Genomic DNA, 649 nt, shown 5'->3' on the forward strand with positions numbered 1-649 from the left:
CAACGTATTTCTAATTAAATATATCTAGTAATTCTTTCCGATTTTTAATTTTCAGAAATTCAGTAATCATTATGCGATATTCAGGATAAGTTCTTTCTAAATTTTTAAACTCCTTTTCTGCTTGAAGAGTATCTTCAATTAGCAAATAGACACAAGCTCTGTTTAGTAATTCAGAATATAATTTTTCTTTGTCATTAGCATAATCTTGAATTCTACAATTATATGCTTCTAATGCTTTAGTATATCTTAATTTTGCAGAATCTTGATATCCTATTTTTTCAAAATCAATTCCCGTCTTTAAAAATCCTTCTGCATAATTTTTTTTAAATCTATTTATTTTATCATATTCTTCAATTGCTTTTCTATATTCTTTCTGTGATTCTAAGAAATTAGCTTTAGTAACATAAAAGAGATAGTTTTTAGGAGAAAGTCTAATTGCAAGATTGATTTTTTTTATAGCATCTTCATTTTTTCCATTTTCTTTAAGTTCTATAGCTTTTTCTTGTATGTCTATAGCGATAGATCTTTTAATTAAGAAGAAAGAAGCAATCATTATTATAACAAATCCGATTATAATTACTTTAATTTTCTTATTCATGTAAGATAAGTTTTGATATGTTGCCTAACGTTCCCGCGGTATGGTGTCGTG

General features: G+C 25.7%; 1 protein-coding gene. It reads right to left on the minus strand.

All coding sequences use genetic code 11. The features are described 5' to 3' along the window. Nucleotides 1–10: 10 nt before the first annotated feature. Complete coding sequence (locus tag ACE1ET_RS20610) at nt 11–598, minus strand: tetratricopeptide repeat protein (RefSeq protein WP_375730316.1); 588 nt, start codon at nt 596–598, stop codon at nt 11–13. Nucleotides 599–649: the final 51 nt, after the last annotated feature.

Origin of the sequence: Quyinboa mangrovi (genome assembly GCF_042219825.1) — a bacterium.
In the GTDB taxonomy this organism is placed as follows: Bacteria; Bacteroidota; Bacteroidia; order Bacteroidales; family UBA5342; genus JBHJHP01.

Excerpts from the sequence above, each read along its gene's own strand:
- ACE1ET_RS20610 (WP_375730316.1), bottom strand. The coding sequence starts at position 598 with ATGAATAAGAAAATTAAAGTAATTATAATCGGATTTGTTATAATAATG.